This window comes from Algoriphagus halophilus, from assembly GCF_900129785.1.
Classification (GTDB): domain Bacteria; phylum Bacteroidota; class Bacteroidia; order Cytophagales; family Cyclobacteriaceae; genus Algoriphagus; species Algoriphagus halophilus.
Window position 1 is genome coordinate 342,784 of record NZ_FSRC01000003.1, and the last position, 25,469, is coordinate 368,252.

A 25,469-nucleotide genomic window follows, 5' to 3' on the forward strand; every position below is an offset into this window, starting at 1 on the left:
GGTTTTATTCCCTGATTAGGATTGCAAAAGTAGGGGAATTCATGTGTTTTGCAAAACAGATTCTTTCTTTTTGTTCTAAGGTGCTGATTATTTGAGAGAAAAATTTTCTTGGCGTCAAAAGTTATCTGCCTGACTGTGTTTCGGTAATCCAAAGATTGATTTCTTCTTCTAACAAATTCAGAGGAAGGGCTCCTTGTTCCAAAATCTTATCATGGAATTTTTTGATGTCAAATTGATTTCCTAACTGACTTTCTGCCTTTGCTCTGAGTTCCTGAATTTTTAGCATTCCGATTTTATAACCGGTAGCTTGACCTGGAATTACCATATATCGACGTACCTCTGCTTGGATAGCTCCTGGGGCAATAGAAGAGTTTTCTGCAAAATAGTTGATGGCATCTTCTTCTGTCCAACCTTTGGCATGTAGCCCCGTGTCTGTAACCAATCTAATTGCTCTCCAAATTTCATTAACTAAGCGACCAAAATCGTAGTATGGATTTTTATATTGCCCCATTTCCTTCGCTAAAGCTTCTGAATACAAGGCCCAACCTTCCACGTATGCATTGAAAAAGAACTGTGTTCGGAATTTTGGAATACTTTCTAATTCCTGTTGAATCGAAATTTGCATATGATGACCCGGATTTCCTTCATGATAGGCGACACCTTCCATTGTGGATTTCGGCATTGATTTCATATCGGAAAGGTGAACGTAATAGGTTCCTGGTCTACTTCCATCAGGAGTTCCTTGAGAGTAATGTTGTGGCGCCCCATCTTGCTCTCGAAATGCTTCTACTCTTCTTACTTCCAATTGAGCTTTAGGAAGGATTCCAAAGTAGTCAGGTAGTTTTTGAGTAATGGTGTCCAAAAATGCTTTTGAATCATTAAGATATCCCATTCTGCCTTCATCTGTATTAGGATAAAAAAACTGTGGGTCGGTATTAATAAATTCAAAAAACTCTCTCAAATCTCCTTCGAAGCCAACTTGGTCCTTGATGGCAAGCATCTCGTTTTGAATTCTAGCCACTTCTTGTAATCCGATCTCATGGATTTCTTCCGCAGTAAGATCAGTGGTGGTGGAGGTTTTCAAACGGAAAGCATAATATTCCTTCCCGTTATCATGCCGGCTAAGACCAGTAGGCTTATCTTCAAGGTGTTCCAGCTCTGATTTTAACCAGGAAATCAATTCTTCGTAGGCAGGTTTGAAGCCATTTATTAGAGATTCTTTTGCCTCACTCAAAAGTTTTTCTTCCTGTTCTTCATTAATTTTTCCCTCTTCCTTTAATTTTGAAATTTTTGAAATGGCGTCATTCCATAAGGCAGAGTTTTTATCACCTTCCATGAAAGGTGGTCCCTGAATCAAGGATTCAGATTGTTGAATTACATATTCATATGCGAATTTGGGAGGCCTGTATCCTGATTCTGCTTGAAGCTTGGCTCTTTGTATTAGTTGTTTGATTGCTCGGCCTACTTCAGTGTACCTATTAAACAAGGCTTCTGCATCTGCAATGGAATCTACCTTGTGAAAATTGATGAGCATCTGAGGCAGGGTAGAATGCATGCTATTCATTTGATTGAAAATGTAGCCAGATCTTCTAAACTCCCAACTCAACACCGCCTGTTCATATTGGTATTCCCATAGTTTCCAAGAAAGTTGAGCCTCTTTGTTTAGTTGATCGAAAGAAAATTGCTCATGCATTTCTTCCACACTTTTCTTCAACCACTCCAATGTTTTCTTTTCTGCCTCTTCGCTCATATCATCGATTTCAGAATAATGATCTTTTCTTCCTTGAGCAGTTAGTTGGAGAGGACTCATTTGTAGGAGTTCTTCATATTCCTCATCAAACCAAGCATTGATTTCTTCAGATTGATCTAAAGGTACATTGTTTGTTTCGCAGCCTGCTAGCAGTAGGCAGGTGATAATTAGACTAAAGAAGTGGGGTTTCATTGGAATTTGATTGGTGATGGGCCTTAAAACATGATTAACTATCTAAATATAGTCAATCAAAATAAAAGGAAGCTTTTACTCATATCGAATGGGGGCTACATGCCTAATCATTATTCTTAGTGATAATAGGTTCGTAGCCCTCTTCCTCCTCAAATTCCCTGAGTTTCTTCTCTTCTTCCACTAAGTCCAGACTAACATTGACTTCAAAACAAACCAATACAATCAATGAAGTGATCAATAACCAAAGCATCAAAGCGATCAAAGTACCAATGGAGCCATAAAGTTTATTATAACTGGCGAAATTGTTGAGGTAAAAAGTAAAGCCATAAAATCCCAACGTAATCAATAACCCTCCCAAAATTGCTCCTGTAGATGAGAATTTCCATTTATCATGTACAGCGGGAGCAAACCTGAAAATAAATGCAGTCGCTATGTAAAACATAAACAATAGCACCAGAAACTTTAAAGTAGAAAAAAGGAAAATCATAAATCCAGAATTAAATACCTGAAGTTCATCTACTCTTTGAATGATCACGCTACCCAAAATCATCACCGTGCTTGCTGCTACAATGGTCAAAACCAAAAGAAAAACGATACTGGCAGCAATGATTCTGGATTGAAAAAAACCTCTATTTTCCTTGGTTTGATAAACGGAATTGAAAGAATTCATCATGGATACCACTCCTTGGGTGGAAGAAAAAAGAGCGAAGAAAAAACCTAAGGAAATCAAGCTTTGTCTGGGTCTGGATACAATATCCATAATCGTGGTTTCTGCTTGTGAATACAGTTCACCAGGTAATATTTCCTGAACAAAAGTCAGAATGTTTTGAGTGGTTACTATTGGGAAAATATCCTGTAAATAGGGGACAATGTTTAAAAGAAACAGAATTAAGGGGAACAGGGCCAAGGTAAAGCTAAATGCTACAGAGCCTGCTCTTTCAACAATGTCATCCTTTTGAAGCTGCTGTACGAAAATCCGGCCTACGTCGTATAGGTTTTTATCTGGATCTCCAAAATGGACCTTTTGAAAATACTTAGCCTTTTCTTCCAGGCGATTCTGAAATAGTCGAATCTTTTCTTTGACCACAAGTTGCTTTTTCTAAAAATATGGATTTAATAAAGCTAATAAATTCTGTGGAGGTCTTGTAGGCTGATGGCTGTCTTTTTTTAAAAAGGCCAAAGAAGTCCAGCCTTTGGTAATCAGTTCATTTTGTTCATTAAATACTTCGTACTCAAATTTAATTTTTACCCCAGGCATTGTTGGGATGGTGGTACGAATGGTTAGAAGTTCATCGTATTTTCCAGGTTTAAGGTAGGTGTAATGACTTTCCAGTACGGGCATCATAACTCCATTTTCTTCCATTTCCTTATAGCTAAACCCGATATTTCTCATGGCTTCTACCCGGCCTACTTCAAAATACATGGCATAATTTCCATAATACACATAACTCATTTGGTCAGTTTCGGCGTATCTAACTCGAACTTGTGTTTCTGAAGTGTACATTTTAATAAATTTTGGCAGCGTTCAGTGCAGCTTGGTACCTTCTCGCATTGGCGTTATGTTGTGCTAAATTGGTAGCGAAGGCATGATACCCAGAGAAATCTTCTTTTGCACAGAAATAAAGATACTTGTGGTCTTCAGCATTCAATACAGCTTCCAATGAGTTAATGTCTGGCAAATTGATTGGTCCAGGAGGAAGCCCTGAATATTTGTAGGTGTTGTAAGGACTTTCTATTTCTTTGTGCACATTCAGTACTCGTTTGATCGTGAAATCTCCTAAAGCAAAAACCAGGGTAGGGTCTGCCTGTAGGGGCATATTCAATCGAAGTCTGTTTAAATAAACTCCAGCAATCTTGGGTCGTTCGTCGGATTTTTGACTTTCGGACTGAACAATAGACGCCAACGTACTAACCTCTTTTGGATTGAGTCCAATGGCTTCAGCTTTGGATTTTCTTTCTGCAGTCCAAAACGCTTGATACTCCTTATACATTCGATCAAATAAAGACTCAGGGCTGGTGTTCCACCAAACTTCATAAGTGTTTGGGATAAACATGCTCATGATGGTCTCTTCATCGAAATCAAACTTTCGAATATAAACAGAGTCTTTTATTAGGCTCAAAAATTGATCTTCATCGATTTCCAGGTTTTTGGTAATCCTTTCCGCTAGATCTTCTTTGGTTCTGATATTATTAAATGTGATTCTAACCGGTGCCTGGTTACCCGAACGTAGATGTCGCACCAATTCAATATTGGTCATCTTTGGACTGATGATATATAATCCCGGCTTCACTGCTTCCTGATACCCCATGACTTTAGAAACAAATGAAAAGCTTACCACATCATTGATCACTTTGTCATCATACAGCTGATTGCTCACTTGTTTGAAAGTGGCATTACTTGGTATTTTCAGCGTATAGTTTTGTTCGGTTTCCAATAAAGCATTTGGGCTGAAAAAGACCTGGTAAAAGTAAAAGGACATAGATATGGCCAACACCGAAAAGGAGATGATCAATACCAGGAATAGTTTATTCTTTTTATCTGTTTGCATTTCGCTTCAAAAATAGGGAAAAATCCTTTCCTAGGAATTACCTGTCAATTCCTACTTTGAATCTTTTTCCTTCCTTTATATTTAACTTCATGAAAACCATATCAGTTTCTTGTGCGATCATAATTCACTTAAATAAAGTGCTTGTGGCCAAACGTTCTTCTACTATGAGCCAACCTGGAATGTGGGAATTCCCCGGAGGAAAGCTAGAGCAAGGAGAAAGTCCAGAAGAAAGCTTAATTCGGGAAATCAAGGAGGAATTAGGGATGGAGGTTTCTGTATATTCCCAATTGACAGTTTCTAAGTATGCCTATTCCGAAGAAAAAATAATTGAATTAATTCCATTTATATGTGGCTGGAAATCAGGAGATATTCGTGTTTTGGAGCATGAGAGAGTCGATTGGCTGGAAATAGAAGAGTTAAGATTGTTAAATTGGGCTCCTGCTGATATTCCAGTTTATAATGAACTTTTAGAAAACTGGCAGGCTTTTCGAAGTAGGAATACCAATAGGGCTAAAAATTAACCGATGGCTGCTGAATTTATTCGTTTGTATGAAGAAAACCCTGATCCCAGAAGGATAAGTCAAATCGTAAATATCTTAAGGGATGGGGGAGTGATTATCTACCCAACAGATACTGTTTATGGTTTGGGTTGTGATATCACCAATGTGCGAGCGGTAGAAAAAATCTGCCGAATCAAAGGAATCAATCCCAAAAAGCATAACTTCTCATTTATCTGTGCAGATCTCAGTAACATCGCCCAATACACTAGAGTTATTTCCAAGCCAGTTTTCAAAATGATGAAAAAGGCTTTCCCTGGTCCTTTCACCTTCATTTTAGAAGCGAATACCCAAGTTCCTAAGATTTTGCATAGCAATAAAAAAACCGTAGGAATCCGTGTTCCAAATCATTCGGTACCTAGGATGATCGTGGAGGAGTTAGGACAACCCTTGTTATCTACCTCCATTAGAGATGAAGATGAAGTAATCGAGTATAGCACGGATCCAGAGTTGATATTCGAAAAGTACGAACATTTGGTAGATGTAGTAATCGATGGTGGGTATGGTCAAAATGTGGGTTCCACCATTCTTGACTGCTTGGGAGATGAAGTGGAAATTGTAAGACAGGGGCTAGGAAATGTGGATGATATCATCTAAATCTTATTGGAGGTTTCCCGTTCAAAATTAGAAAAAGAACATCCAAATTTATGAAGAGAGTCGTAGTTGACTTACATTTTATCCCATGCTTAGAGTTTTTTACTGCTGTCGTAGATGCAGATGAAATCCTCGTGTCACCTGATGAATTATACCAACGGCAATCATACCTAAATAGGACTAGAATTCGCTTGGCAAATAAAGTCGAATCCCTAAGTATACCCATTCAAGGCAGGAGACCAAGACTTCCTCTAAACAAAGTTTTGATAGATTATTCTCAAAATTGGCAGAAAATTCATGTGAGAGGGATCCAGTCGGCCTATGGGAAAGCACCTTTTTTTGAATTTTTTTTTCCATATATCGAGCCTGTTTTTGAGAAAAAACATGCCAGTTTATGGGATTTAAATTATGAAATGCTGACAATATGTCTCAAGCTGTTAAGGTATTCTGGCAAGCTGACTGTTTGCCAAAAGATAGATGAAGAACAGGTGGATTTGGACTTAAGAGGGCAAATTAAGCCTTCAGGCTCGTTTTTAGAGCGGGAACTTTACTTGCCTGTACCCTATGCCCAACTTTTTGGCTCAGACTTTGAGCCAAATTTAAGTGTTCTGGATCTGTTGTTTTGCATGGGAACAGAAGCAAAAAAGCTTTTGTTAAGTTCTGTAAAAAATTAATGAACAATCCTTAAAAGGATTGTGTTTTTAAAACAAATTCGGTAACATACGTACAGGAATATTAAACAATCAGAAAGGAAATAAATGGAAGCTAAATTTTCAAACAGAGTTAAAGAGGTGATCTCTCTCAGCCGTGAAGAAGCGCTTCGCCTGGGACATGATTATATTGGTACGGAACACCTCTTACTGGGGATGATACGAGAGGGGGAAGGTGTAGCTGTTTCCATTCTAAAAAAACTAGGAGTGCCTTTGGATGAATTGAGAGGAGCGATTGAAAGAGCCGTAAAAGGTACCGCAAATCACAATGTGAAAAATATGGCCAACATACCGCTGACAAGACAGTCGGAAAAGGTATTGAAGATTACCTATTTGGAAGCCAAAATATTTAAAAGCCAACTTATTGGCACAGAACATCTATTGCTTTCCATTCTTAGAGATGAGGATAACATTGCCACTCAGATATTAAATAAATTTGATGTCAATTATGACTCTGTAAAAGAAATGTTGGAGATGCAATCTGATGGAGGTGCCTCACCTAGAGCAAGAGCAGAAGCAGAGGATGGTGATGAGGATGGATCAAAATTATTTGGTTCTACAGGAAGTGGTTCTGGCAGTTCAAAAGCAGGTGCTGAAAAATCCCGAACTCCGGTATTGGATAATTTTGGCCGTGATCTCACCAAGATGGCGGAGGATGATAAATTAGACCCAATCATCGGTAGAGAAAAAGAGATTGAGCGAGTAGCTCAGATTCTTTCCAGAAGAAAGAAAAACAACCCAATTCTTATCGGTGAGCCAGGAGTTGGTAAAACTGCCATTGCGGAAGGTCTAGCACTTAGAATTGTTCAAAAGAAAGTTTCAAGAGTCTTATTCAACAAACGAGTGGTGACTTTGGATCTTGCTTCATTGGTTGCAGGCACGAAGTATAGAGGACAGTTTGAGGAGAGAATGAAAGCAGTGATGAACGAGTTGGAAAAGTCTCCAAATGTGATCTTGTTTATCGATGAGCTTCATACCATAGTGGGAGCTGGAGGAGCATCCGGATCATTAGATGCATCCAATATGTTTAAACCGGCTTTGGCCAGAGGGGAAATCCAATGTATTGGAGCAACTACTCTGGATGAGTATAGACAATACATCGAAAAGGATGGTGCCTTGGCACGTCGTTTCCAAATGGTTATGGTGGATGCTACTTCACCTGAAGAGACCATCCAAATCTTGAATAACATCAAGGACAAGTACGAGGATCACCACAATGTAAATTATACCGACGCAGCCATTGATGCTTGTGTGAAATTGTCTGATCGTTATATCTCTGATCGTTTCTTGCCAGATAAGGCGATTGACATTTTAGATGAAGCGGGTGCAAGAGTGCATATCAACAATATTCATGTTCCAGAGGAAATCCTTAAACTGGAAGCTGAAGTAGAAGATATCAAAACAGAAAAGAACCGTGTTGTTAAGTCTCAGAAATATGAAGAAGCAGCACAGTTGAGGGATAAAGAGAAGAAGTTGTTAGAGCAACTTGATGTAGCTAAGATTAAATGGGAAGAAGAAAGTAAGTCAAAGAGATTTACAGTCGATGAAGAGCATGTTGCTGAGGTGATTGCAATGATGACTGGTATTCCAGCGAAGAGAATCGCTCAGAATGAAGGAGCAAAACTGCTCAACATGAATGAGGAATTGGCTGGAAAAGTAATTGGTCAAGATGAAGCCATCAAGAAATTAACGAAGGCAATTCAGCGAACGAGAGTTGGACTTAAAGATCCTAAAAAGCCGATTGGCTCCTTTATTTTCTTAGGGCCAACAGGTGTTGGAAAAACTGAGTTGGCAAAAATGCTTGCTACTTACCTATTCGATAAAGATGATTCCTTGATTCGAATAGATATGTCTGAATACATGGAGAAATTCTCCGTATCCAGATTGGTGGGAGCGCCTCCAGGATACGTTGGTTATGAAGAGGGTGGTCAGCTTACCGAAAAAGTAAGAAGAAAGCCTTATTCAGTGGTCTTGCTCGATGAAATCGAAAAAGCGCACCCAGATGTATTCAATATCCTTCTACAAGTATTGGATGATGGAATATTGACAGATGGATTGGGTAGAAGAGTAGATTTCAGAAACACCATCATTATCATGACTTCCAATATTGGGGTTCGTGATCTGAAAGATTTCGGAGCTGGAATTGGTTTTGCCAACAAGGCTAAGCAAGACAACATGGATGATGTGGTAAAATCTACTATTCAGTCTGCTTTGAAAAAGGCTTTCAGTCCAGAGTTCTTGAACCGTTTGGATGATGTCGTGGTCTTCAATTCTTTGACTCAGGAGCATTTGTTCAAAATCATCGATATCAGTTTGAATAAGCTGTTCTCCAGAATTACTGATTTGGGCTACCAAATTGAGTTGACAGATAAGGCGAAAGCATTTTTGGCTGAAAAAGGTTATGACCAGCAGTATGGTGCACGTCCGTTGAATAGAGCCATTCAGAAATACCTGGAAGATGCCATAGCAGAAGAAATTCTAAAAGGTGATTTGTCAGAAGGGGATGTCATCACAGCTGATTATCCTGGAGAAGGTTCTGAATTGATTATTTCAGTAAATAAAAAGAAAGAAAAGGCAGATTAATTTTGTCTTTTGGATAAAATAAAACCCCGAGTCAAAAATGATTCGGGGTTTTTAAGTTTTGTTGAAATTTGAGGTCACATAGATAGAATAAAAAACAAAAAGGCGACAGCTAAAACCACGATCATTTTTTGAGCTTTCTCTTTTATGTTTGGGTCAACTTTTCTTTTTCTTAAAACCAAAATAGCCAAGCTTATAGCTACCAGTTGTAATGAAAAGCTCACCCCATTTAATGGGCCCATAGGAGCGTCAACCAAATAAAACTTGCTATTTAATATTGATAAAGTTCCCAGAACAATTCCGATTATCCCGAAAAGGAATGACCTTTCCAATAATACAGAGTCTGGCTGATTTGTCCACTTCATAATTGAATTCTTAACTGAAAGGCGAAGATAGGTAAAGAATGCGAAGACTGAGATTATTTGCTTTTAGATTTAATCGAAGCCTTTCTTTTGGAAAAGAAAGAGTCAATCTCTTCTCTCGAAAGCGCATTTAAGGTCATGACTTTTGTGAGGCCACCTTTTCTACCGGTCAATACTCCATATTTCATGTCCGAATATCCATCCATTTCATGGGCATCTGGATTGATTGAAAGCATGACGCCTTGGTCTATAGCATATCGAACCCATCTCCAATCAAGGTCCAATCTCCAAGGGTTGGCATTGATTTCTATGACCACCTTGTTTTTTGCACATGCATCAATGATGGTCTTATGATCAATAGGATAGCCGGCTCTTCTCAATAATAGTCTACCAGTGGGATGTCCCAAGATGGTCGTATATGGATTTTCAATGGCTGTCAACAATCTGTTTGTAGCCTTTTTGATATCCATGTTCAAAATAGAATGAATAGAAGAAACGATGAAGTCAAAGCTTTCCAAGACATCATCAGGATAATCTAGACTTCCGTCGGGTAATATGTCACTTTCTATTCCTTTGAAAATTTTGAAAGGTGCCAATTCCTTATTTAGCTCATCGATTTCTTGGTGCTGTTTGATGATACGTTCCACTTCCAATCCTCCTGCATAAAAAGCAGTGCGGCTATGGTCAGAAATCCCAAGGTATTCATAGCCTAAATCTCGGCAATATTCTGCCATTTGTTTTAAGCTATGCTTTCCATCACTATAGGTTGAATGATTGTGAAGAATTCCTTTTAAATCTGAGTCCTCCAATAATTTTCCAATCTTATGTTCTTTGGCCAAGGCTACTTCTCCAAAACCTTCCCGCATTTCTACAGGAATAAATTCCAACTTGTAATTTTGAAAAAACTCTTCTTCATTGGAATAGTCATTTTTATTGAGGAGATCACCCACGTTTTCTTTTTCGGTGACTGATTCACTCAAGAAAGCAGGGGAGGAACTGAGAAGTATTTTTTTACATACGAATTCCTTTTTGCTACAAAAGTGAACTGTTACCAAAAGGTCCAGGTCATTAACTTTTCCTCTCCAAGCAAATGGCCCTGAAGCGGACATGTCCCAGGTAATGGAGTCCCAATTTTTAAGTTTCTCCTTGCCACCGAACAAAGACTCCATCCCAATCAGCCATTCTGCAGAGGAAATGATTTCCATTTTTCTTGCAAAATCTCCTACTAGCCCAAATTCTGATCTCTGATAAAGTGCTTCTAATTCTTTCGATAACGCAAGGATGGTTTCTTCTACATCAGCATACAACCACTTTCCCTCGTTTGAGGCTTTAAACTCAAGATTTTCAATGATGGTCTGTTGGGTTTTTTCCCCGAATCCTTTGGTCTTGGCAACTTTACCAGATTGACAGGCTTCCATTAGTTCATGGGTGCTGGTGATTCCTATTTCTTGCCAGAGCACTTTTACTTTTTTTGGGCCAAGTCCTTTTATTTGAAGGATTTCCAAAACGCCTGAAGGTGTTTTTTCCAGGAGTTCTTCCAAGGCAGGGAATGTTTCTGTTTCCTTCAAAGAAAGAATCGCTTCCAAAATACTTTTTCCGACTCCGGGTATTTTTTGTAATTCCTCTTCGCTTAGGTCCATTAAATCTTGATCTCCACGTTCGAGGGAATTGAGCGCACTTTGATAACTTCTTATTTTAAATGAGTTCTCCTCATGAAGCTCCATGAGTTGAATACATAATTTTAATTTTTTCAGGATAGTCTTGTGGTCCAAAATCTTTTCTTTATATGTTGGAATGAGACAAATGTCTTTAATTATTGTTTCAAATTAAAGGTCGAAACCTTAACTTAAAATTGAAATTTAATTCTAAAGAAATGAATTATTGGATGGTAAAATCGGAGCCAGGGGCATATTCCTGGGAAGATTTCAAAAAAAAGAAAGAAGATGTTTGGGATGGAGTAAGGAATTACCAAGCTCGTAACTTTTTACGTGATATGAAGTTAGGGGATTTGGTGATGTTTTATCATAGTGGGAAAGAAAAAGCAGTAGTGGGGATAGCAGAAGTTTCGGAGGAAAGTTTTCCAGATCCCACCAATAAGGATTGGTTAGCCGTAAGATTGAAAGTGAACAGGGACTTGAATAATCCCGTTTCATTAAAAGAAATCAAATCAGAAGATGCCTTATCGGAAATGTTGATGTTGCGGCAAACAAGGCTTTCTGTAATGTCTCTCCAAAAAGACGAATTTGATATTATCCTTAAAATGAGTTCATGAAATTATCCTTAACAAGTTTCTTTTTTTTATTCCTTATTGGTTCGGCATGGGCACAGGTAAAGTTCATTGAGCGACTTGAAGTGCCTTCGGAGATGTATGAGCCAAATTTTGAAATGACCAGACTTGAAGATGGGCTAGTTGCGTTTCGCACAGTTCCCGAAAAAGGTCTGAATTTCAGGAGGAAGTTACAGTATTTCAAAAGTGACTTTGATCTGAATAGTACTGGAGTTATTGAATTCCCGGTAAAAGAAGGCTTTGATATTGTTGGATTTGATGTAGATAAAGGATTCCTGTTCCTTTTATTGCAAAAAGGGTCTTCAACAAATTCGGATAAATATATTTTTAAAATCAATTTGGAAACCAATAAGGGGTTGGAGATAGATGCCAATAATTTATTGGATATGGAATTGGTGGAATTTTTAGTGTTGGAGGATAAGGCCTTATTTTTAGGGATTTCAGAAAGAAATCCGGTACTCCAGATTTTTGATCTCAATTTAAATTCCGTTCAGACCGTACAGGGGATATATAATCCTAATACCCAGGTATTACAACTTCGAAAAATTCCGGAGTTGAAGGAAATAGAAATTGTGATCAGTAGAGAGGTGAAAAATAGAAGGAAAGAGATTTTGCTGAATACCTATGATCTTCAAGGAAATCTAATGAGGGAAATCAAAGTTGATAATTTTGGAGATTCAGATGAAGATATCCTAGATGGTTTGTTGTTGCCTATGTCAGAATACCAACAGGCCATGATCGGTGCATATGGGTATGATAAAAGAGATGTGTATTTAGGGATGTATATCATGGATATCAACGAATTTGGAGAGTATCAATTCAAAAAATACACATTAGAAGATTTCCCTAACTTTTTTAATTACCTCGATGAAAAGGATAAAGAAAGGAGAGATGCTGAGGTGATTAAAAATCTTGAAAAGGAGAAGGTCCCAACGATTCGAAATATCTATTCTATCCGAGACGTGTACACTACAGATGACTCCTATGTAGTTTACTTTGATCATTACACAATGGTTAATTCGAGAGGAAATACTCGACCTGGAGTGTATTCAGCATCTAGTGCATATCGCTATGATCGTTTAAATAGGATGGGGTATACCCCTTATTTTGCGGACCCCTTTTATCAAAACAACTATCCTTATAGTAGTAATTTTCAAGTGTCTACTGAATATAGATATGTGTCTGCTCATTTTGCGAAGGTTGCGAAGGAAGGGAATGTATTATGGGATAATTCAAATACCTACGATGATTTTACAACTACCTATTCGGAGCCATTTGGAGAAATGGCAGTGGTGGGAGATGATGTTTACCATGTTTACGTAGAAAATTTGGATGTGGTGTTAAGTTTTTTCAGAAATGGTGAAAAAATACTTGAAAATCAGCACTTTGAATTAGAGCTTATTAAAGAAAATGAGCGAATCAAAGATACTGATCCGGAAAGTTTGAAATTTGTCCACTGGTATGATCGGTATTTTTTACTGAGTGGAAATCAGAGAATTAGATATCAAGATGAAAGTGGGAAAGAACAGGTTCGAGATGTTTTCTTTGCTACCAAAATTTTGGTAGACGGTGATTTGTACCAGCCAGAAGAGTCTCTAGACTAGAAATTCTTCCTATATTTACCCCCAAATCTTACCCATGCAAAAAAGGCTAGTCTTAGACGAAGGACAGATTGCCATCACCCTGAGGAGATTCTGTCATCAACTCATCGAAAATCACGACGATTTCGAAAATACGGTACTTTTAGGATTACAACCCAGAGGAACATTGCTGGTTGATAAGATTGTTTCCTTGCTTGAAGAAATTTCAGGAGTCAAAGTACCATCAGGTTATTTGGATGCTACATTCCATCGAGACGATTTCCGTAGAAGAGATTTGCCGCTAAAGGCCAATGAAACCAAAATTGATTTTTTGGTAGAGGGCAAAAAGGTGATTGTGGTAGATGATGTGCTTTACAAAGGTCGATCAGTGAGAGCAGCCATGGATGCCATGATTGCTTTTGGAAGGCCACAAAAAGTAGAGCTGATGGTGCTTGTAGACAGAAAACTTACCCGGGATTACCCTATTAGGCCAGACTATTACGGTATTCGAATCAATACCCTGGAAAGCCAATATGTAATTGTAGAATGGAAGGAGCAAGGGCACGAAAAAGACGCAATTTGGATCACAGAGAAAGATAAAAATTAATCATGTCTCAACTCAGCACCAAACACCTGTTAGGAATTAAAAACATCACAGAAAGTGATGTTCAATTAATATTAGAAACAGCGGCAAATTTCAAAGAAGTGATCAATAGGCCCATTAAAAAGGTGCCTTCATTGCGTGATATTACCATTGCCAATGTGTTTTTTGAAAATTCTACCAGAACCAAACTTTCCTTTGAATTGGCAGAAAAGCGATTGTCTGCTGATGTGGTGAATTTCTCTTCCAGCAATTCTTCCGTAAAAAAAGGGGAAACTCTGGTAGATACCGTGAATAATATCTTGTCTATGAAAGTGGACATGGTAGTAATGAGGCATTCCAGCCCAGGGGCTCCTCATTTCTTGAGTAGAAATGTGAAGGCAAATATTGTAAATGCCGGAGATGGTACCCATGAACACCCAACCCAGGCATTATTGGATTCTTTCTCTATTAAAGAGAAACTTGGAGACGTTGCTGGAAAGAAAGTGGCCATTATTGGAGATATACTTCATTCCAGAGTTGCACTCTCCAATATTTTCTGCCTTCAAAAACTTGGGGCTGAAGTCATGGTTTGCGGTCCAATCACGTTGTTGCCAAAATATGTAGAAAGCTTAGGAGTAAAGGTGGAGCTGGATGTGAGAAAAGCTCTTCAATGGTGCGATGTGGCAAATGTCTTGAGAATTCAGTTGGAACGTCAACAAATCAAATACTTCCCAAGCTTAAGAGAATATTCACTCTACTATGGGATCAACCGAAAAATGTTGGAAGAGTTGGATAAAGAGATTGTAATCATGCATCCAGGTCCCATCAATAGGGGAGTGGAATTGAGTTCAGATGTTGCTGACTCAGAGCATGCTATTATTCTGGAACAGGTTCAGAATGGGGTGGCAGTTAGAATGGCTGTACTCTATTTACTTGCTGGAGCTAGAAATTAATCGTGATACTTCAAAAAAACGGCTGTTCCCAATAAGGTAACAGCCGTTTTTTTTCAAACTTTAGTTATAAACCGTTACATTCCTCTCCATCTTCCGCCACCAACATAGAATCCTAGAGTAAATCCAAAATATTGGTTGATTGCCTCTCCAATGACCTCTCCTGAGGCATTTTGTAAGTTGCTTTTTGGGACGAAGTTGTATTCTGCACCCATTCTGAACTTGCCTAATTCCACCCCGGCTCTGACCATAGGAGCCCATTTAAAATCAGCTTCTAGATCACCGAAATTATCAGGCACATCAAAATCCCCATTATCAATTTGAACACTGCTTAAAGTGTAATATCCAAAACCTGCCCCTATGTAAGGAGCCAATTGGGTACCCCCTTGATTAAAATAATAATCAAAGGTGCCTGAAATAGAAATGTTAGCAGAAATTTCCCCTTCGTAATCTTCTGTAAAATCATAGTAGGTCACATCTTTTGCGAGTCCAGCTATTCCAAATCTTATTCCAACATTCATATTGTCTTTTAAGTTGACTTTGGGCTCTAAGTTTACCAAGGCTCCTATGCCACCTCCTTTGGGAATAGCAGCGCCTAAGTCCATCCCCATTCTAAATCTTCCAGCATGCTGAGCCATGGTATATTGGCAGAGCGTTAGAAGTAGTGCGATTACAAAAAGTTTTTTCATTGTCTGTGGTTTATTTGAACGTGATTTCAAAGAATAACAAAAAAGATTCCAAATTTTAGAAACCTAGACTTGTTCGCATTAGTTTTAAGATCAAATTCACTTTTATGTTAATAGTCAATAATCTGGTAAAAAAGTACGGCAAACAGAATGCAGTGGACGACTTATCTTTTGAATTGAAGGGTGGAGAAGTAGTCGGCTTGTTGGGTCCAAATGGGGCAGGGAAAAGTACCACCATGAAATGCATAGTGGGGCTTTTGAGAAAAACTTCTGGAGAAATTACCATTGGCGGGTATGATCATTTATCCGTGGAGGCTAAGAGACTATTTAGCTATATTCCTGAGACCCCATATGTGTATGATTTATTGACGGTCAAAGAACATTTTCAATTCATCGGTCAAGCTTATGGAGTGCCCAATTGGAAAGAAAAAACAGATGAGTTGGTTCAGCTATTTGAACTTGAAGATAAACAGGATAAACTAGGAAGGGATCTTTCCAAAGGGATGAGACAAAAAGTGTCTATTGTTTGTGCTTTGATTCCTGATCCTCAAGTTTTGTTTTTTGATGAACCCATGATTGGGCTGGATCCAAAAGCCATAAAAAATACCAGACAAATTTTCAGGAATCTGAAGGAAGCAGGAAAAACCATTTTAGTGAGTACCCATTTGATTGATAGTGTAGAGTCTATTGCAGATAGAATTATGATCCTGAAAGAGGGGAAAATTGTAGGGAATGATACGATTGCCAATCTTAAGCAACAGTTTGTTCAAGAGGAAGGGACTTCATTAGAGGATTTGTTTCTAGAACTTACCAAAGATGTTTGAATTCCGGATACTCCTTAGAAAGGATATTTTAATCCTACTCAACAATATCAAACTAATCCTAAAAAATCCACTTAGGCTCTTGCCATATGGAGGATTGTTGGCCTATTTCTTTTTTATCTATACCATGCGGATGAAGAGTAGGCCAGAAGAATCTGGAATGCAAACTCCAGATTTGGAGGGAATTCCGGAAGTGAATTTTGCCTTGCAAAATGTGGTCGGAGGGATTACCATTCTGGCCTTGTCGTTTTTCGTTTTCCAGCTTTATCGTGCGACGAAAAAGAACATCAGTTTCTTTAAGATGGCGGATGTCAATTTATTATTTACCGCACCGGTGAAACCTGAAAATATTTTGATTTACTACATGGCAAGATCAATACTTCCTGCTTTGGGAGGTAGTATTTTGTTTTTATTTTATGGAGCTAGCCAACTTGCAGATCAGTTTGAACTAACAGCGGGCAACATCGTTTTCTTGGTTTTGGGATTTGCACTTTTCTTCTTTATGATCTTCCCACTGAGATTTTTGATCTATACACTTCATACCAAGTATGGAATCATGAATTACATCAAATCTGGAGTGTCTATACTAGGGGTAGTTTTAGGTTTGATGATTTTAATTCCAGGTCTTATGGCAGAGAAATTCTGGCAAGGGATGTTTTCCTGGGTGAGCTCCCCTTGGTTTAACTTCTTTCCAATTGTGGGTTGGAGTAGGGGGATCATGAGCTATGTCTGGGATCAGAACGTCATTTTATCATCCTGCTTTTTGATGCTTTATGGATTGGCTTATTATACCATCGTAAAATTGGTGATTCAGTTTTCTGGCTATTACTATGAAGATGTATTGGAAGCTACCAAGTCCAATGAAGAAAAAATTGAAAAAGTAAGAGGAAAAAAACAAGCTTCTGAAGCCTCCTTTAGTATGAATGCCAAGAAGCAGTTGGCCTTACCCGACTTTGGGGTGGGTGCAAAAGCATTTTATTGGAGAAATTACGTGCATAGCTCCAGACAGGATTTTCATCCTCTTTTTGGAATTTATTCATTAATCATGACTGGTTTGGGGATTCTATTTGCCATCCTTTCCAGGTTTGATTGGTTTTCGCATAAGTTGTTTTACGGATACCTGGTCGTGCTTTTTGTTTTCTACTTTATGGCTGGTATTGGAAGGGCATCTGTTGGAGATTTAAAAAAGCCATTTTTTATATTAATCCCAGCCAGCTGGTCAGCAAAATTCTGGAATATGATCAAACTGGATCTTTTTCAGATTTTACTGTTTTCTGGCTTAATGATTATTCCATCAGTATTTATTGCAGAATTGAACTGGGCGATCATCCCTTTGTTTTTACTGGGAATGCTAGGGTTTTATTTAATTGGATTTTCCATAAATCTGATACCGCAAATCGCTTTGGATGAAAGTTGGGATCGGATCTTAATCAAGCCTTTGCTCATAGGTGGAATATTTATTTTTGGAATCATTCCTTCAGGAGTTGCCAGTATTTTAATTTTTGTTCTGACTAAAAAGTTTGTGTTTGGTTTATTGACTTTAGTGTTAGGAGTAGCCTTTGTAACCGCTATTTTACTTCATGTAACCTTGGATGTGATTAAAAAGGTAGAATTTAAAGAAGTCTAGAAAAAAGAACTTTTTAACTCAGAATTTTATTTTGTTTTTAGGTGAAGCGGACAGGAGGGCAAGAAAATTCCTGTATTTTTGGATACCAAATATAACTGACTATGATCTATAATTCCATCATTGAAACCATCGGGAATACCCCGATGATCCGATTGAATAAACTCGCCAAGGGAATCAAAGGCGATGTTTTAGTAAAGGTTGAATATTTTAATCCAGGCAATTCTATGAAAGATAGAATGGCCGTGAAGATGGTGGAGGATGCCGAAAAGGCAGGACTTTTAAAACCAGGAGGTACTATCATAGAAGGGACTAGTGGAAATACTGGAATGGGCTTGGCTTTAGCTGCTGTGGCGAAAGGCTATAAATGTATTTTCACCATGGCTGACAAACAGTCAAAAGAAAAGATAGATATCCTCAAGGCGGTAGGTGCAGAGGTAATTGTTTGTCCAACTAACGTTTCCCCGGAAGATCCAAGATCCTATTATTCCGTCGCAAAGAAGTTGAATCAGGATATTCCAAATTCTTTTTATCCGAACCAATACGATAACCTTTCCAATACCGCAGCACATTATGAAACAACTGGGCCTGAAATATGGAATGATACAGAGGGCAAAATAACCCATTATGCAGCAGGTGTAGGGACGGGCGGATCAATGTGTGGTACGGCTACATATCTTAAGGAACAGAATCCGGATATTGTTACCGTTGGGATCGATACCTATGGTTCAGTATTTAAAAAATATAAGGAGACTGGAATTTTTGATGAAAAGGAAGTATATCCATATCTGACAGAGGGAATTGGAGAAGACATTCTCCCAAAGAATGTCAACTTCGATGTGATAGATCACTTTGTGAAAGTTACAGATAAGGATGCAGCAGTAATGACCCGCAGGTTAGCTAGAGAAGAGGGACTGTTTGTAGGTTGGTCTTGTGGATCAGCTGTTCATGGGGCATTGGAATGGGCCAAAGAGAACTTAAAAAAAGGAGATCAAATGGTGATCATTCTTCCAGACCATGGAACTCGATACTTAGGGAAAGTCTATAATGACGAATGGATGAGAAATCATGGGTTCTTGGAAGATAAGACATTTGCAACAGCTAGGGATATTATTTCCGGAAGAAAAGGTAGCTACCATTTGGTGTCTACCCTTAAAACGGATTCAGTGAGAAATGCGATTGGTTTGATGAATAAAACTAGTGTCTCACAAATTCCTGTGATGGAAAATGAAGAGGTAGTCGGGTGTCTTACTGACAACAAATTATTGGCAAAAATTATTGAAAACCCAGAATTGAAAGATGCGAAAGTCTCCGATGTAATGGAAGAATCCATGCATTTCGTCGCATTGGATAGTACGCTGGACGTACTTTCTTCCATGGTAGAAAAGGAGAAAGCAGTTTTGGTGAGGGATGAGAACAATCAGATTCACATCATTACCAAACATGATATTTTGGAGGCGTTTACGAATTAAAAATTAATAATGGACCAACTTAAACTTCAAAGAATCATTGATTCTGGAGTAGATTTTAATATTTCGAATATCATAGATAAGGCCTGGGAAATGTTCAAAGCCCGGGCCATGTTTCATATAGGCTTCGCATTTCTGATTTCCACTATACAGTTATTTTTTACGCTGTATTTGGAGGACTTTGCTTTTATTTATTCCATCTTTCTTTCCCCTCCATTGGTTGCCGGTTTTTATTTGGTGGCCAACCGAATGAGTCAAAACGAGTATGTGGATTTCCAGAATTACTTTGATGGATTTAAATATATTCTGCCGCTGATCATCGTAAATCTTATCACTGCGATTTTTATCATAGCAGGTCTTGTGGTGTTTATTTTGCCGGGGATTTACCTGGGGGTGGGATATGTGTTCAGTTTATTATTTGTCCTATTTGGAGGATTTGATTTCTGGCCAGCCATGGAGTACAGTCGGAAATTAGTTCACACCAATTGGTGGAAATTCTTTGCATTTCTCCTGTTGCTATTACTGATCAATATTGGTGGGTTTCTATGTTTGATTGTAGGCTTATTGGTGACAATTCCATTGACCTACCTTTCCATATATGTCCTTTTTGAGGAATTGACTATTGATGCAGCTGATGAAGAAGGAGAGGGGTTATTGATGAATAAGGAGTAGGTAGGACCTTTTATTATTCAGACTGCAAAGGAAGGAATGAACATGAGGCTTTGAAAGATCTTATTTTTTTAAGCGTTCACTAGGTTGATGTTAGAAAGTGCTTCTTGTTATTCATGACTTAGGATTATAGCCTCCAATCTATTTCTGCATTTTTCAGTTAATTCACCTATTGAATGTTGGTCTGTAGGATAAAACGGTTTAGAGAAATAAACTTTTACTTTTCCGGGGCTTAGTAATAAAGAACCTCTTTTATGAATTTTATCTGCATCGATGATCGCAAAAGGTAAAATAGGGATTCCAGTTTCAATAGATAGCTTGAAGGCCCCTTTTCTAAATGGTAATAATACATTTTCACTATCATTTCTAGTGCCTTCTGGAGCGACTACAATAGATATGCCTTTTTGGAGAAATTTGATGAGCTTCGGGATGCTTTCTTTTCGAGATTCCGGATTATCCCGGTCTACCCATATGGCAAATTTTGATACAACCCATCCAAAAACCGGGATTTTAGATAGTTCTTTTTTTCCAAGAGCTCTTACTTGTTGTGGGATTGCAATAGGAATGATAGGAGCATCGAAAAAAGAGCGGTGATTAAAAATGAAGATGTATGGCTGCTTGGGATTGATATACTCCTTCCCATGTATTTTAAACCTAAATCCCGATAGTCCGGACCAAATCCTTGCCCAAATCCTGATAAAGAAAAAAGATAGATTCCCGGCTCGGTCACTGATCAGCACAGGAATGATAATGAATAAAGCAAAAACCAGCATTAAAATAGCAAAGATTACTAGTGAGTAAATGGTAAAAATTGCTTGAAGGATTTTCATGCTATCTGAATATTGGTAATTTTGGGTATAAATTTAATCTTAACTCTTTGCTTGCATAAGCCCCGGAGCGCTCTGGGGCTTTTTATTTCAATTTAAGCTGCCTGAATTTATTTTTCTAATTCCTTATGAATAAAGGAGCATGTAAATAATTCATTTTTTGATCAAGCATTTACGAAATAAAAGAAAATACGTACCTTTGCAGTCCGTTCGGGTGATCGGGGTGTTTTAGAACTGTCTAAAGCATTGATTTACAACTAAAAACCCGCAGTCTCCTGACTCGAGGACTGATGGGATTTCAGAGTCAATACTATTATGTCTAATAAAGAAGATTTTAACTGGGACAACTTCGAAACCAAAGGTTTTGGAGAAGGCTATTCCAAAGAGCAAAAAGCTCAGATGGAAGCAATGTATGCTGGTACACTAAATGAAATCACTGAGAAAGAAGTGATCAAAGGTGTAGTAGTAGGAGTGAATGACAAAGATGTGATCATCAACATTGGCTTCAAATCTGACGGTTTGGTTCCTTTGAGTGAATTCCGTGATCTAGATGGCATTAAGCCAGGTGATGAGGTAGAGGTATTCATTGAGGAGCAGGAAAATGCTTTGGGTCAATTGATCCTTTCCCGTAAGAAAGCCAAGATCGTACGTGCATGGCAGGACATCGAAGATGCGCTTGAGCATGACAATGTGATCGAAGGTTTGGTGAAAAGAAGAACCAAAGGTGGTTTGATCGTAGATATCTACGGTGTAGAAGCTTTCTTGCCAGGTTCTCAAATCGACGTGAAGCCTATCAGAGATTTCGATATCTATGTAGGTAAGAAGATGGAAGTGAAAGTGGTGAAAATCAACCACGCTAATGATAACGTTGTTGTTTCTCACAAAGTATTGATCGAAAAAGATCTAGAGAAGCAAAAAGCGGAAATCCTAAACAACCTAGAAAAAGGTCAAGTATTGGAAGGTGTGATCAAGAACATGACCAACTTCGGTGTATTCATCGATTTGGGTGGTGTAGATGGTCTACTTCACATTACAGACATTTCTTGGGGACGTATCAATCATCCAGAAGAAGTATTGCAGCTTGATCAGAAAGTTCAGATTGTGGTTCTTGACTTTGATGATGATAAGAAGAGAATTTCTTTGGGCATGAAGCAATTGACTGCGCATCCTTGGGATTCATTGGCTTCTAACCTTGAAGTTGGTTCTAAAGTAAGAGGTAAGATTGTAAACGTGGCTGATTACGGTGCATTCTTGGAGCTTGCTCCAGGGGTAGAAGGTTTGATCCACGTTTCTGAAATGAGCTGGTCTCAGCACTTGAGAAACCCTGCTGACTTTGTAAAAGTTGGTGACGAAATCGATGCAGTAGTATTGACTTTGGATAAGGACGAAAGAAAAATGTCTTTGGGTATCAAGCAATTGACTGAAGATCCTTGGACTAAGAATGATATGGGTACTAAGTATGCCGTGGGTACTAAGCACACTGGTGTAGTTAGAAACTTGACTAACTTCGGTCTATTCCTTGAAATGGAAGAAGGTATCGACGGTTTGGTTCACGTATCTGATCTTTCTTGGACTAAGAAAATCAAGCATCCATCTGAATTCGTAAAAGTAGGAGATGAGCTTGAAGTAGCTGTTCTTGAACTTGATGTTGACAACAGAAGATTGGCCCTAGGTCATAAGCAGTTGGAAGAGAATCCATGGGATACTTTTGAGAATGTGTTCCCAGTAGGATCTGTTCACAAGTGTACTGTAGTTTCTAAGAATGATAAAGGAGCAGTTCTTGAGCTTCCTTACGGTTTAGAAGGTTTCGCGACCATCAAAAACTTGGAGAAAGCAGATGGTTCTTCTGTAGAAGCAGGTGACTCTGAAGATTTCAAAGTGACTGAATTCTCTAAAGACGATAAGAGAATCGTTCTTTCTCACACTGCTACATTCAAAGAAGAGGCGAAGCCAGCTAAGAAAGAGGCGAAGAAAAAATCTGAAACTTCTACTTCTTCATCAGCTCCAGCTGAGAAGTCTACCCTAGGTGACTTAGATGCTTTGACTCAATTGAAAGAGCAAATGGAAGGTGGAAAAAAGTAAGAATTTGATTTCTTAACTTATTCATATAGAAAACGCCGGCTGAAAAGTCGGCGTTTTTTTATGTCCTTTTATATTTTTGATTTATCCATGTTTAGTTGCGGATTGAAATCAACTCACGTATCGATTGATATATTTTTCAATTAAATTCCTACCAAATGGGAAAACATCTACTGTTTATATTCTTCATTTTCTGTTGTATTACTTCTGTAATGGCTCAATCCGGAATAGAGCTCAAAGGATATTATGGGATTTCTGGGACTCGGTTAGCGAGGAAGATACAGCTTACAGGATCGAGTTCAGTAAACATGGAAAACCTATCTGAATTTGGATTGATTCTGTCGAAAGGAATAGCCAAAAAATTCAGGCTTAACGCAGGTGTGAATTATACAATGGCCCAGGTTTCTTACAGACCAGCTCCATGCCCAAACTGCGGGATGGAGAATAGATCATCCTATGTGCATAATCTTGATTTTGAAATGGTTACAATACCAGTATATCTAGAATATACATTTTTGAAATACCTATATGGAGCAGCGGGACCTGTAGTTGATTTCCAGATCTCTCATACTCATAATTTCACAGATCAAAGCGGGGTTGGGTATGTGGTAGGAGCAGGGGCTAAGTATACAACCAGTAAGGTGGTTTTTTTAGTTTTCCCTCATTATAAAAGACACAATGTTATTCCTTTTGAAAAAACGGAAAATAAGTATTTGCTGGAGGAATTCGGTCTTCAGTTTGGGATAGCTTATCGGTTTTAATATGGCCCTCAGCCTTTCTACCACCTTTGAGATTTAAAGATTTCAAAGGTTTTTACTTTTTTATAGGCTACTGTTTAAATTTGTTTAAAATAAAAAAGCATCCTAATAACAGGATGCTTTTTGTGGAGGTCGCGAGCGGATTCGAACCGCTGTACAAGGTTTTGCAGACCTCTGCCTAGCCGCTCGGCCACGCGACCATTTATGAAATGGAATGCAAATTTAGAGATTATCTTTCTCGATGCAATAGAGACTTCATTTATTTTCTGGATTTATGGTGAGCTATTACTCAAAGTATTGATTTACACCTTAAAAAAAATCCAGTAACGACGAATTATTTTTGAAGTTCTATCCAGAATTTTTTTCTAACTTATTTATAACGATTCTAAATAAAATATCTTTAATAAAAAGTACTGTAAAATATTGAAAATCAGCTAGGTAAACTGGCTTTTAGCCCTCAGTTCCCCCGGTTATTTGAATTGAAATCTTGTTTGAAAAATTGAGCCCGGGTAGTACCTTTGCAAGGGTTATTGAAAACCGCATAAACTATTTAATTAGCTATAATATGTTATCCAAACGCTCGTTAGTAGGGGTTCGATGGAATTTCCACACACTGGCAGTGCTGTTTTTCATGCTGATAGGAATTCAGGCTTTTGCCGCGGATCCTGCAGTTGATAGTAGCGATGAAGCAGTAGCAGCAGGTAAGGCTGTATTCAATGCAAATTGTAAAACATGCCACAAATTAGATCAAAAATTAGTTGGTCCAGCATTAAGAGGTGTTTCTGATAGAAGAGAAATTCCTTGGATCAAATCTTTCATTAAAAATTCACAGGCATTAATCGCTTCTGGTGATAAAACCGCCAATGATCTCTACAAAGAGTTCAACAATACAGCGATGCCAGCGCATGAATTTTTATCAGATGATGATTTAAATAATTTACTGTCCTACATCGAATTTGGTGACAAGGTAGATCCAGCTGCAGCAGCTGCTGTAGAAGGTGGTGCCGAAGGTGCTTCCGCCGCAGGGGGAGGAATACCTAATGAATACTTGACAGTAATCCTAGCTGTTCTGGTAGTTGTATTGCTATTGATCTTGGTTGTTTTGGGATTGATTATCTCCGTATTAACCAAGTATTTGAATAAGCAGGAACTTGATGAGGATGACAAAGAATTCGTTACTCAAAAATTCAACTTAGGTAAAGTTTTTAAAAGTGATGGCTTCATCATCATTGTTACTGCCTTGGTAGTAGCGGTGGTTGCTAAAACAGCGATTGATGGACTTTATTCAGTTGGTGTTCAGCAAGGTTACGCTCCAACACAGCCGATTGCTTATTCTCATAAATTACACGCTGGTACTTTAGAAATCGAATGTCAGTATTGCCATACTGGGGTTGAGATTGGTAGATCAGCGAATATTCCTTCACCTAACATCTGTATGAACTGTCATACTCACGTACAGAATGTACAAGGTAAAGAAGGTATTTCTCCAGAAATTCAGAAAATCTATGATGCTGTGGACAACAACACTCCTATTGAATGGGTACGTGTTCACAACCTTCCGGATTTAGCTTACTTCAACCACTCTCAACACGTGAAAGTGGGTGGAATTGAGTGTCAAACTTGCCACGGCCCTATTCAGGAAATGGAAGTGGTAGGTCAGCATAGTGCTTTGACTATGGGCTGGTGTATTGATTGTCACAGACAAACCGAAATTGCTACTGAAGGCAATGCCTATTATGATAAGTTGGTACAGATTCATGTGGATTCAAAAGATGCCCTAAAGGTGAAAGACATCGGTGGGCTTGAATGTGCTAAGTGCCACTATTAATTCATTATCCTTTT

At 38.4% G+C, this 25,469-nt stretch carries 22 protein-coding genes and 1 tRNA gene; 15 read left to right on the plus strand and 8 right to left on the minus strand.

The window, feature by feature from the left end; genetic code table 11:
• Positions 1–121 precede the first annotated feature (121 nt).
• The 4 genes from BUR11_RS18175 to mltG form a co-directional block, all read right to left on the minus strand.
• Positions 122–1,942 carry a DUF885 domain-containing protein gene (locus BUR11_RS18175; protein ID WP_074226437.1) on the minus strand — a complete coding sequence of 607 codons (1,821 nt, stop codon included), beginning with the start codon at positions 1,940–1,942 and terminating at the stop codon, positions 122–124.
• Between the two features lie 103 nt (positions 1,943–2,045).
• Positions 2,046–3,029 carry a YihY/virulence factor BrkB family protein gene (locus BUR11_RS18180; RefSeq protein WP_074226438.1) on the minus strand — a complete coding sequence of 328 codons (984 nt, stop codon included), beginning with the start codon at positions 3,027–3,029 and terminating at the stop codon, positions 2,046–2,048.
• A 12-nt stretch (positions 3,030–3,041) separates the two neighbouring features.
• Positions 3,042–3,446 carry an acyl-CoA thioesterase gene (locus BUR11_RS18185; protein WP_074226439.1) on the minus strand — a complete coding sequence of 135 codons (405 nt, stop codon included), beginning with the start codon at positions 3,444–3,446 and terminating at the stop codon, positions 3,042–3,044.
• Position 3,447: 1 nt separating this feature from the next.
• Positions 3,448–4,491, minus strand: a complete 1,044-nt coding sequence (gene mltG, locus BUR11_RS18190; protein WP_074226440.1) for an endolytic transglycosylase MltG — start codon at positions 4,489–4,491, stop codon at positions 3,448–3,450.
• Between the two features lie 89 nt (positions 4,492–4,580).
• On the opposite strand from mltG, the gene BUR11_RS18195 reads away from it, so the two are divergent.
• From BUR11_RS18195 to BUR11_RS18210, 4 genes are all read left to right on the plus strand, one after another.
• A complete protein-coding gene (locus tag BUR11_RS18195; RefSeq protein ID WP_074226441.1) occupies positions 4,581–5,012 on the plus strand; it encodes a (deoxy)nucleoside triphosphate pyrophosphohydrolase in 432 nt (143 codons plus the stop codon).
• A 3-nt stretch (positions 5,013–5,015) separates the two neighbouring features.
• Entirely contained in the window at positions 5,016–5,645 is a 630-nt protein-coding gene (locus BUR11_RS18200; RefSeq protein WP_074226442.1) for an L-threonylcarbamoyladenylate synthase, read from the plus strand.
• 50 nt (positions 5,646–5,695) lie between these two features.
• Entirely contained in the window at positions 5,696–6,316 is a 621-nt protein-coding gene (locus tag BUR11_RS18205) for a WbqC family protein (RefSeq protein ID WP_074226443.1), read from the plus strand.
• A gap of 84 nt (positions 6,317–6,400) precedes the next feature.
• Positions 6,401–8,935: an ATP-dependent Clp protease ATP-binding subunit gene (locus tag BUR11_RS18210; protein WP_074226444.1), complete on the plus strand. Its 2,535-nt coding sequence runs from the start codon at positions 6,401–6,403 to the stop codon at positions 8,933–8,935.
• A gap of 415 nt (positions 8,936–9,350) precedes the next feature.
• Here BUR11_RS18210 and polX read toward each other — a convergent pair whose 3' ends face one another.
• On the minus strand, positions 9,351–11,066 hold the full coding sequence (gene polX / locus BUR11_RS18220) for a DNA polymerase/3'-5' exonuclease PolX (RefSeq protein WP_074226446.1): 1,716 nt from the start codon (positions 11,064–11,066) through the stop codon (positions 9,351–9,353).
• Positions 11,067–11,167: 101 nt separating this feature from the next.
• Between polX and BUR11_RS18225 the strand changes: the two genes are divergently transcribed.
• Genes BUR11_RS18225 through BUR11_RS18240 form a run of 4 tightly spaced genes read left to right on the plus strand, consistent with a single transcriptional unit; the run spans position 11,168 to position 14,697 of the window.
• Complete coding sequence (locus BUR11_RS18225; RefSeq protein ID WP_074226610.1) at positions 11,168–11,566, plus strand: EVE domain-containing protein; 399 nt, start codon at positions 11,168–11,170, stop codon at positions 11,564–11,566.
• Entirely contained in the window at positions 11,563–13,185 is a 1,623-nt protein-coding gene (locus tag BUR11_RS18230; RefSeq protein ID WP_074226447.1) for a hypothetical protein, read from the plus strand. Before BUR11_RS18225 ends, BUR11_RS18230 begins: the two co-directional genes overlap by 4 nt.
• Positions 13,186–13,219: 34 nt before the next feature.
• Positions 13,220–13,768, plus strand: a complete 549-nt coding sequence (gene pyrR, locus BUR11_RS18235; RefSeq protein ID WP_074226448.1) for a bifunctional pyr operon transcriptional regulator/uracil phosphoribosyltransferase PyrR — start codon at positions 13,220–13,222, stop codon at positions 13,766–13,768.
• A 2-nt stretch (positions 13,769–13,770) separates the two neighbouring features.
• Positions 13,771–14,697: an aspartate carbamoyltransferase catalytic subunit gene (locus tag BUR11_RS18240; RefSeq protein WP_074226449.1), complete on the plus strand. Its 927-nt coding sequence runs from the start codon at positions 13,771–13,773 to the stop codon at positions 14,695–14,697.
• A 74-nt stretch (positions 14,698–14,771) separates the two neighbouring features.
• On the opposite strand, the gene BUR11_RS18245 is transcribed toward BUR11_RS18240, so the two are convergent.
• Entirely contained in the window at positions 14,772–15,383 is a 612-nt protein-coding gene (locus BUR11_RS18245; RefSeq protein WP_074226450.1) for an outer membrane beta-barrel protein, read from the minus strand.
• Positions 15,384–15,487: 104 nt separating this feature from the next.
• On the opposite strand from BUR11_RS18245, the gene BUR11_RS18250 reads away from it, so the two are divergent.
• The 4 genes from BUR11_RS18250 to BUR11_RS18265 all read left to right on the plus strand — a co-directional run bounded on the left by BUR11_RS18250 (position 15,488) and on the right by BUR11_RS18265 (position 19,966).
• The gene (locus BUR11_RS18250; RefSeq protein ID WP_074226451.1) at positions 15,488–16,204 is read left to right on the plus strand and encodes an ABC transporter ATP-binding protein; all 717 of its coding nucleotides are present in this window, start codon (positions 15,488–15,490) and stop codon (positions 16,202–16,204) included.
• On the plus strand, positions 16,197–17,828 hold the full coding sequence (locus BUR11_RS18255; protein ID WP_074226452.1) for a putative ABC exporter domain-containing protein: 1,632 nt from the start codon (positions 16,197–16,199) through the stop codon (positions 17,826–17,828). Before BUR11_RS18250 ends, BUR11_RS18255 begins: the two co-directional genes overlap by 8 nt.
• A gap of 101 nt (positions 17,829–17,929) precedes the next feature.
• Positions 17,930–19,297, plus strand: coding sequence for a pyridoxal-phosphate dependent enzyme (locus BUR11_RS18260; protein WP_074226453.1), 1,368 nt, complete (start codon positions 17,930–17,932; stop codon positions 19,295–19,297).
• Positions 19,298–19,306: 9 nt separating this feature from the next.
• On the plus strand, positions 19,307–19,966 hold the full coding sequence (locus tag BUR11_RS18265) for a hypothetical protein (RefSeq protein WP_074226454.1): 660 nt from the start codon (positions 19,307–19,309) through the stop codon (positions 19,964–19,966).
• A gap of 107 nt (positions 19,967–20,073) precedes the next feature.
• On the opposite strand, the gene BUR11_RS18270 is transcribed toward BUR11_RS18265, so the two are convergent.
• Positions 20,074–20,793, minus strand: a complete 720-nt coding sequence (locus BUR11_RS18270; RefSeq protein ID WP_074226455.1) for a lysophospholipid acyltransferase family protein — start codon at positions 20,791–20,793, stop codon at positions 20,074–20,076.
• Between the two features lie 312 nt (positions 20,794–21,105).
• Between BUR11_RS18270 and rpsA the strand changes: the two genes are divergently transcribed.
• Complete coding sequence (gene rpsA / locus BUR11_RS18275; RefSeq protein WP_074226456.1) at positions 21,106–22,872, plus strand: 30S ribosomal protein S1; 1,767 nt, start codon at positions 21,106–21,108, stop codon at positions 22,870–22,872.
• A gap of 155 nt (positions 22,873–23,027) precedes the next feature.
• Positions 23,028–23,630, plus strand: a complete 603-nt coding sequence (locus BUR11_RS18280; protein ID WP_074226457.1) for an outer membrane beta-barrel protein — start codon at positions 23,028–23,030, stop codon at positions 23,628–23,630.
• 123 nt (positions 23,631–23,753) lie between these two features.
• Here BUR11_RS18280 and BUR11_RS18285 read toward each other — a convergent pair.
• A tRNA-Cys gene (locus tag BUR11_RS18285) sits at positions 23,754–23,827 on the minus strand.
• 365 nt (positions 23,828–24,192) lie between these two features.
• On the opposite strand from BUR11_RS18285, the gene BUR11_RS18290 reads away from it, so the two are divergent.
• Positions 24,193–25,455, plus strand: a complete 1,263-nt coding sequence (locus tag BUR11_RS18290; RefSeq protein ID WP_074226458.1) for a c-type cytochrome — start codon at positions 24,193–24,195, stop codon at positions 25,453–25,455.
• Positions 25,456–25,469 lie beyond the last annotated feature (14 nt).

What these genes read in the sequence shown, in the direction of transcription:
- BUR11_RS18175 (WP_074226437.1), bottom strand. Translation starts at nt 1,942, where the DNA reads ATGAAACCCCACTTCTTTAGTCTAATTATCACCTGCCTACTGCTAGCA.
- BUR11_RS18250 (WP_074226451.1), top strand. Translation starts at nt 15,488, where the DNA reads ATGTTAATAGTCAATAATCTGGTAAAAAAGTACGGCAAACAGAATGCA.
- mltG (WP_074226440.1), bottom strand. Translation starts at nt 4,491, where the DNA reads ATGCAAACAGATAAAAAGAATAAACTATTCCTGGTATTGATCATCTCC.
- BUR11_RS18280 (WP_074226457.1), top strand. Translation starts at nt 23,028, where the DNA reads ATGGGAAAACATCTACTGTTTATATTCTTCATTTTCTGTTGTATTACT.
- BUR11_RS18255 (WP_074226452.1), top strand. Translation starts at nt 16,197, where the DNA reads ATGTTTGAATTCCGGATACTCCTTAGAAAGGATATTTTAATCCTACTC.
- BUR11_RS18290 (WP_074226458.1), top strand. Translation starts at nt 24,193, where the DNA reads ATGTTATCCAAACGCTCGTTAGTAGGGGTTCGATGGAATTTCCACACA.
- BUR11_RS18265 (WP_074226454.1), top strand. Translation starts at nt 19,307, where the DNA reads ATGGACCAACTTAAACTTCAAAGAATCATTGATTCTGGAGTAGATTTT.
- BUR11_RS18225 (WP_074226610.1), top strand. Translation starts at nt 11,168, where the DNA reads ATGAATTATTGGATGGTAAAATCGGAGCCAGGGGCATATTCCTGGGAA.
- BUR11_RS18185 (WP_074226439.1), bottom strand. Translation starts at nt 3,446, where the DNA reads ATGTACACTTCAGAAACACAAGTTCGAGTTAGATACGCCGAAACTGAC.
- rpsA (WP_074226456.1), top strand. Translation starts at nt 21,106, where the DNA reads ATGTCTAATAAAGAAGATTTTAACTGGGACAACTTCGAAACCAAAGGT.
- BUR11_RS18205 (WP_074226443.1), top strand. Translation starts at nt 5,696, where the DNA reads ATGAAGAGAGTCGTAGTTGACTTACATTTTATCCCATGCTTAGAGTTT.
- BUR11_RS18260 (WP_074226453.1), top strand. Translation starts at nt 17,930, where the DNA reads ATGATCTATAATTCCATCATTGAAACCATCGGGAATACCCCGATGATC.
- BUR11_RS18210 (WP_074226444.1), top strand. Translation starts at nt 6,401, where the DNA reads ATGGAAGCTAAATTTTCAAACAGAGTTAAAGAGGTGATCTCTCTCAGC.
- BUR11_RS18240 (WP_074226449.1), top strand. Translation starts at nt 13,771, where the DNA reads ATGTCTCAACTCAGCACCAAACACCTGTTAGGAATTAAAAACATCACA.
- pyrR (WP_074226448.1), top strand. Translation starts at nt 13,220, where the DNA reads ATGCAAAAAAGGCTAGTCTTAGACGAAGGACAGATTGCCATCACCCTG.
- BUR11_RS18270 (WP_074226455.1), bottom strand. Translation starts at nt 20,793, where the DNA reads ATGAAAATCCTTCAAGCAATTTTTACCATTTACTCACTAGTAATCTTT.
- BUR11_RS18245 (WP_074226450.1), bottom strand. Translation starts at nt 15,383, where the DNA reads ATGAAAAAACTTTTTGTAATCGCACTACTTCTAACGCTCTGCCAATAT.
- BUR11_RS18200 (WP_074226442.1), top strand. Translation starts at nt 5,016, where the DNA reads ATGGCTGCTGAATTTATTCGTTTGTATGAAGAAAACCCTGATCCCAGA.
- BUR11_RS18230 (WP_074226447.1), top strand. Translation starts at nt 11,563, where the DNA reads ATGAAATTATCCTTAACAAGTTTCTTTTTTTTATTCCTTATTGGTTCG.
- BUR11_RS18195 (WP_074226441.1), top strand. Translation starts at nt 4,581, where the DNA reads ATGAAAACCATATCAGTTTCTTGTGCGATCATAATTCACTTAAATAAA.